Source organism: Sodalis-like endosymbiont of Proechinophthirus fluctus (assembly GCF_001602625.1).
Lineage (GTDB): Bacteria > Pseudomonadota > Gammaproteobacteria > Enterobacterales > Enterobacteriaceae.
On the sequence record NZ_LECR01000070.1, the window covers coordinates 1,108 to 7,809 of the forward strand.

The 6,702-nt window shown below is 50.3% G+C and carries 7 protein-coding genes, 1 rRNA gene and 2 pseudogenes; 7 read left to right on the forward strand and 3 right to left on the reverse strand.

Annotation, left to right across the window (positions count from 1 at the left end; translation table 11 throughout):
* Positions 1-262, reverse strand: a 262-nt coding sequence (locus BG74_RS17590; RefSeq protein WP_305809582.1) for a methionyl-tRNA formyltransferase, incomplete at its 3' end; no start/stop codon positions are given.
* Between the two features lie 22 nt (positions 263-284).
* Complete coding sequence (gene def, locus BG74_RS06845; RefSeq protein WP_066597466.1) at positions 285-800, reverse strand: peptide deformylase; 516 nt, start codon at positions 798-800, stop codon at positions 285-287.
* Between the two features lie 372 nt (positions 801-1,172).
* Between def and BG74_RS13815 the strand changes: the two genes are divergently transcribed.
* The 5 genes and pseudogenes from BG74_RS13815 to aroE all read left to right on the forward strand — a co-directional run bounded on the left by BG74_RS13815 (position 1,173) and on the right by aroE (position 4,451).
* The gene (locus BG74_RS13815; RefSeq protein ID WP_187202755.1) at positions 1,173-1,445 is read left to right on the forward strand and encodes a DNA-processing protein DprA; all 273 of its coding nucleotides are present in this window, start codon (positions 1,173-1,175) and stop codon (positions 1,443-1,445) included.
* 668 nt (positions 1,446-2,113) lie between these two features.
* A pseudogene (locus BG74_RS11295) lies at positions 2,114-2,458 on the forward strand (DUF494 family protein); the annotation flags it as partial.
* 24 nt (positions 2,459-2,482) lie between these two features.
* Positions 2,483-3,051: pseudogene (locus tag BG74_RS11300) on the forward strand (topoisomerase DNA-binding C4 zinc finger domain-containing protein).
* Positions 3,032-3,613 carry an L-threonylcarbamoyladenylate synthase type 1 TsaC gene (tsaC, locus tag BG74_RS06850; protein WP_439895701.1) on the forward strand — a complete coding sequence of 194 codons (582 nt, stop codon included), beginning with the start codon at positions 3,032-3,034 and terminating at the stop codon, positions 3,611-3,613. The pseudogene BG74_RS11300 and the gene tsaC overlap by 20 nt, the downstream one beginning before the upstream one ends.
* Positions 3,614-3,632: 19 nt before the next feature.
* The gene (gene aroE / locus BG74_RS06855) at positions 3,633-4,451 is read left to right on the forward strand and encodes a shikimate dehydrogenase (RefSeq protein WP_066597464.1); all 819 of its coding nucleotides are present in this window, start codon (positions 3,633-3,635) and stop codon (positions 4,449-4,451) included.
* Positions 4,452-4,972: 521 nt separating this feature from the next.
* Here aroE and BG74_RS19725 read toward each other — a convergent pair.
* Positions 4,973-5,179, reverse strand: coding sequence for a hypothetical protein (locus tag BG74_RS19725; protein WP_369678528.1), 207 nt, complete (start codon positions 5,177-5,179; stop codon positions 4,973-4,975).
* Between the two features lie 44 nt (positions 5,180-5,223).
* Between BG74_RS19725 and BG74_RS19730 the strand changes: the two genes are divergently transcribed.
* A complete protein-coding gene (locus BG74_RS19730) occupies positions 5,224-5,418 on the forward strand; it encodes a hypothetical protein (protein ID WP_369678529.1) in 195 nt (64 codons plus the stop codon).
* Between the two features lie 482 nt (positions 5,419-5,900).
* Positions 5,901-6,702 (forward strand): 16S ribosomal RNA (locus tag BG74_RS06865); the annotation flags it as partial.

A 6,702-nucleotide genomic window follows, 5' to 3' on the forward strand; every position in this document is an offset into this window, starting at 1 on the left:
CCACCATGATATCCGCCCTTAATGCCGCCACCCACTCTTGCCCTTCGGGTTTGCGCAGGGAAGAAGGTTGAAATACCGGTAGGCTATGCCGCTCCGCCAGCTGCTTGACTGGGCTGGGCGTCAATCTGTTGCCGCGTCCGGCGGGTCGGTCTGGCTGGGTGAAAACACCGACCACCTGATGTTTAGCGCGAATCAGCGCGTCCAGATGGCGCGCTGCGAAATCCGGCGTACCGGCGAAGATAATACGTAAAGAGTCTGACACGATGATTCCTATGGTGTCTGGGTCACTTTCCCGCCCGCGCAGTCATACGAGCCATTTTTTCCATTTTTTGACGAATACGCTGACGTTTTAGCGGGGAGAGATAATCAATAAATAACTTGCCGACCAGATGATCCATCTCGTGCTGGATACAGATTGCCAGCAAATCGTCTGCCTCCATCTCGAAGCTGTTACCGTCGTGATCCAGCGCCCGCACTTTCACCTTTTCCGAGCGCGGTACAAAGCCTCGTTGATCTGGAATCGATAGACAGCCTTCATCAATGCCGGTCTCGCCACTTTTTTCCAGCAGTTCGGGATTGATCAGCACTAGGCGCTGATCGCGGTTTCCGGAGACATCAATAACGATGATCTGCTGGTGGATATCAACCTGAGTGGCGGCCAGGCCGATCCCCTCCTCGGCGTACATAGTCTCAAACATATCATCCACGATGCGGTGAATGGTGTAATTAATGTCGGCGACAGGTTTGGCGACTTTGCACAACCGCTTGTCGGGATAATGTAATACCTGCAATAATGACATAGTGATTTGAATCTGCATCTGAGTATGAAAACGGTATTTACCATTATTCTAGACACTTCCATAGCTGATTGACAGCCATGGAAGGAGAATGTCCCGGCTTTAGCCGGTCTTCAGGGAATAAGTAGGGAGGGAAAATATCATTGAGCGAAATATGGTTGCACATGGCGGTGGTAAAAGGGTAAATGGCACAAAGGCCAAATAATATCTGTCTAAGACATTGTATTAAGAGAATATGGACTAGCAAGTACTGTTAAATGCGATTTTAACCTCGCGACAGCACCAGCGCTATCGTCGCTGTTCTCATGGCGAACTGGAGGACGCGAGCCGCTAGCTGACGCAACCGAGTTAACATTTGCTTGCCATCAACGATGCGTGTTATCCCCGCCGCCTAGCCGCGCCTGGACTGGCTCGCCGTCGGCACTCTTTGTCGCAAGAGATCCTGCCTGTCTGGAAACGCGACAGCTGGCAATGGTCGGTGGCCGGCAATACAGCCTATACGGTAAACAATGGGGCGACTATTTCGACAGTCAGCTAGCAGCCGACGACCTGACTATCACCAGCGTTCTGGCGCTTGACATTGATGGGGTCTGCCATCGCGCTCCTCTGGCTACCACCGGCGGAAAGACTGTGGCAGTGTTAGGTTGAGGGATCGGTTACGACTGTCCGCACCAGCATTGCCGGTTGGCCGACTACATTGTCGCGCACGGAAGGAGCTCTGGTTTCGGAGTTTTGCCCTATGTGCCGCCGATGGCGATGCATTTTCCATTTCGTAACCGCTTGATAGTCTGGTTAAAGACTAGACTGTTTTTAGTGTAGGCGGCAATAAAAAGCGGTTCGCTGGTCACGGTGCGCTGGATCAAGGACGATAGGACTTTTCCTTGCCGGGCCTACTGCGCAGCCAGCCCTTCTAGCGCCAGTACTCATTGGCTTATCCGACAGGAGAAGCGACGCTTATTAGCCGCCCGGAGGAGATATTTGAATACCTGTGCGATGACTTAAAATGGCTGGCACCAAATTAAGATGGAAATTATTTCTGCACTAAAATGCGAAGTTAAATTTAAATTGCCGTTTGCCGATGTGTCGGCAAACACGGGGATGATGTTACATCCTGTTGATGTCGTCACTGAACGTACCTGCTAATCTGTGCCGGAGGTAGTGGTGAAACTGCTCGAACTGGAGTTAGCAGGATGGATCGCAATTGTACCCGTAGGCTATGTCTGATTAAGGAGGGCAGTTCATGTTCGACATACTACTCGACATACTAATGTATTTGTTTGAAGCCTACATTACAAGGACTATATTTATAATGCGTTAAACTGTCTGATCTGCAGGACGGGTAGGGCAGAACTTTTGCGCTGAATGTTGATCCACTTACCATGCGTATCTACACTGCGTATCTACAATGATTGAAGAAAGCCAGTGCTTTGGATACCGACTATCAGGGCTTCTTATTGTTTCTTGAACAGATTAAGGTGTTGAACCTGAAAACTGCGAAATGGTCATCGATCGTGTGATGGCGTTGGACGCGCCGGAATTTGATTTAGAAGGTCTGAAGTGGGTTATTCTCATGGTGTTATTTAATATTCCAGTTTGTGAAAATGCCATATCAGCAAATGGAAGATCTGGTTTTTGAAGAAGACGAACAGCGTCTGCGTTGACGTATTAAAGATGGTGTAACGCTTATGACTAAAGCTGCGATTTTTTCCGCGAATCACACTGCATCTTACCCCCTTTCCCTAGCGGGGCAGAACTTGTTCTGCGTTCTGGACAGCATCGCCCCTTTCTTGGCTGTTCCCATTACCCGCAATGCGACTATATTCGATCCCTAAAGACCAAGGATGATGGGTATGTGGTAAAAGTGCTCTAAGGGCAGCTTTGCCCAGAATATCAATCAACGTTGGTATTGCTTCATGGGCACTTCGGCATGTTTATCGGTTGCTCGAAATACCCCGAATGCGGCCATATTACGCCCACAGCAGTGGCTGACGCCACGGCATTTTCTTGTCCCGAATGCCGCACCGGTAAACTGGTGTAACGCACATCGCGCTTTGGTAAAAGTTTTTACACCTGCGATCAGATATCCCGCCTGTAAATATGCATTGAATAACCAGTACATAGCAAGGGAATGCGCTTATTGCAATTTCCCGTTGTTATGGAGAAAAATACTGCCTACGGCGTAAATCGGTTTTGTACCGATAAAGGCTGCGGTAGACCGGTAGAGACAAACGATAATGAAGAAAATGAAGAATAAGTTTCTTTTATCTGACCTGACAAGTTTAGTGACAGCACTGCGTCAGCAGCAGGTTATCGCTTATCCAACGGAGGCTGTGTTCGGGTTGGGCTGCGATCCGGATAGCGAAAGCGCAGTTCAGGCGTTGCTCAAGCTAAAACAGCGTCCGTGGCAAAAAGGGTTGATTCTAGTTGCCGCTTATTACTCCCAGCTCACGGATTATATTGACGACAGCGCGTTGGATAATGCCGAGCGGGAGCGAATGTTCACCCGTTGGCCGGGTCCCGTTACCTGGGTAGTACCAGCCCGTCCCACAACCCCGTGCTGGTTAACGGGACAATACACATCACTGGCGGTACGCGTCAGCGCATTTGAACTAGTGCGGCGTCTATGCTCTGCTTTCGGTAAGCCACTGGTATCTACCAGCGCTAATTTGACCGGGCTGCCGCCGGCGTGTACTGCCGGCGAAGTGCGTGAGCAATTAGGCGCTGCTTTTCCGATACTGGACGAAGCGGTAGAAGGGCGGCGCAATCCTTCTGAAATTCGCGATGCCTTGAGCGGCGAATTGATTCGTCAGGGTTGATTATCACCGGAGTGACACCATGGGTACCTATGCCGTTTTTGGTCATCCGATTAACCATAGTCGGTCACCGCGCATTCATGCCCTTTTTGCCAATGAAACCGGTCTATCCCATCCTTATGACCGTGTGCTGGCACCACTGGATGGTTTTGAGCAAACACTGCGGCAGTTTTTCGACACGGGAGGATTGGGGGCGAATATTGCCCTGCCGTTTAAAGAGCGCGCGTTCTCGCTTTGCGATCAGCTCACCGAGCGTGGGTCTTTGGCTAGGGCGGTGAATACCATCAAGAAACTACCGGACGGTGCATTGCTAGGGGATAACACTGACGGTATTGGTTTGGTCAGTGATTTGCAGCGTTTCGCTCTATTGCGCCAAGAAAGCCGAGTGCTCTTAGTGGGCTCTGGCGGCGCAGCACGGGGGGTGATCCTGCCGCTGCTTTCCTACGGCTACAAAGTAGTTCTGACTAACCGGACTTTCCCTCGAGCACAAGAGCTGGTGGAGTTTTACTATCACGTTGGCGATATCAGTGCATTACCCATTGAGCGCCTCGGTTCGCCGGATTACGACTTGATCATCAACGCGACATCCACCGGGGTACAGGGCAGTATCCCGCCACTGCCAGCCTCCATTATTACACCTACGGTTTACTGCTACGATATGTTTTATCAACAAGGCGAAACACCGTTCATCGCCTGGAGTCGCCGGCACGGCGCGCTGCGCTGCTCTGATGGGCTCGGCATGCTGGTGGGTCAGGCGGCCTCGGCATTCTTCTTGTGGCATGGCGTATTGCCCTCAATTTTGCCGGTACTGGAAACCCTTCGCGCGGAGCTGACTGTATGAACTAGGTGATACATTTCCCGGATTTGGAGTAATAGGATGACAAGCGTCAAGGTGTGTTCTTCCCAGCATGGTGGGCGCGGGGGATGCCGCGTGAAGTGTCGAATCAGTGTGGATTGATTATGTATCTGCTTTTTGTCCGCGGGTGATGAGTCCAATCCTCCCACGCTCTTTCGTCAACATCGCATGGAAGTAGAGGATGTAATGGAATAACTTATAGCTCAGGGAATAGATATTGATGGCCGATACTGCTTATACTGAAATAATAGCACATTACTTTAAGCTTTAAGCAAGAATTAGTTTTTCGATGCCAGAAGCGCTATCCCTAAAGCCAAACCGATAAAAATGCCAGGGTCGCACGGACAAGCCATGGTCGTACGATAATAATGAATTCAATGTCCTTCTACAGGCGGCCACTGTCCATCTTCTTGGGAGGGATAGTAATCCCTCTATTGTACATAATTATTATTAGCCGAGTAAAATAAGATGACCCATTTCCGTGGCAGTCAGGCGGAGGATTCACTTCACCGGACTGCCAAAATATAGAGACAGCTACTGTGTAAGTGTTTACCGGACGCCACCATACCAGGCTTAGTACTAATGGTGACTTCATCCTCAATGACGGCGCCATCCAGAATAATACTTCCCATACCAATCAGAACATGATTGCCGATAGTGCAGTTATGCAACATGACTATATGCCCTACAGTGACCTCATCGCTAATAATCAAGGGATGTCCCGCCGGGTTGCGCTTGGAGCGATGGGTTACATGTAATGCGAAGCCGTCCTGAATATTGGTGCGCCCAGCCTACTCGCGCACAGTTTTTTGATGTCGCCGAGAATATCGACCAGCGGCCGAATACTGACATCGTCGCCGAGGGTGATATGACTTATGACCACGTCGCTGGGATCGATAATGATCCCCTTCGAGTTGAGGGGAGGTGTCTCGGTAAGGGCGCAGCAGCCTAACGTGCTGAAGCATTATAAGGATCCTGTTGTAGGGTACTGAATAGACTGTTTTATCTTAAAAGCGTATGTGACAACCATTCCTCGTCCACCATTTGCTGTTTTTGCGCAGACGATCGCTTAAGATCAAATCAGAAGGGATGAAAAATAAACAGTCAGCGGCAAAAGATCAAAAAAGTCTTGTGCAATAAATTCGGCTCCCTATAATGCGTCTTCACTGGCCGGGAACATAACCGGATCAGCTAGAGGAAGGTGTCCCACTACTGGAAAATAACAGGTTTATTATAAAGAGGAAAATTGTAGTATACGCCACCCGCACCAGTAGGGAAAATACCTCCCGGTTTACGCTCTTTAACAATTTATCAGACAATCTGTGTGGGCATTCACGAGACGATATCGACACACGAAATATCAAGTCTTGAAGAAGAGTGAACAAACGAATATTCATACGAATACCAGTTTTAATTCTTTGAACATCAAGCTTTTAATTGAAGAGTTTGATCATGGCTCAGATTGAACGCTGGCGGCAGGCCTAACACATGCAAGTCGAGCGGCAGCGGGAAGAGGCTTTCCTCTTTGCCGGCGAGCGGCGGACGGGTGAGTGATGTCTGGGGATCTGCCCGATGGAGGGGGATAACTACTGGAAACGGTAGCTAATACCGCATAATGTCGCAAGACCAAAGTGGGGGACCTTTAGGCCTCACACCATCGGATGAACCCAGATGGGATTAGCTAGTAGGTGGGGTAATGGCTCACCTAGGCGACGATCCCTAGCTGGTCTGAGAGGATGACCAGCCACACTGGAACTGAGACACGGTCCAGACTCCTACGGGAGGCAGCAGTGGGGAATATTGCACAATGGGGGAAACCCTGATGCAGCCATGCCGCGTGTGTGAAGAAGGCCTTCGGGTTGTAAAGCACTTTCAGCGGGGAAGAAGGCAATGGCGTTAATAGCGCCATTGATTGACGTTACCCGCAGAAGAAGCACCGGCTAACTCCGTGCCAGCAGCCGCGGTAATACGGAGGGTGCGAGCGTTAATCGGAATTACTGGGCGTAAAGCGTACGCAGGCGGTCTGTTAAGTCAGATGTGAAATCCCCGGGCTCAACCTGGGGACGGCATTTGAAACTGGCAGGCTAGAGTCTCGTAGAGGGGGGTAGAATTCCAGGTGTAGCGGTGAAATGCGTAGAGATCTGGAGGAATACCGATGGCGAAGGCGGCCCCCTGGACGAGGGCTGACGCTCAGGTACGAAAGCGTGGGGAGCAAACAGGATTAGATACCCTGGTA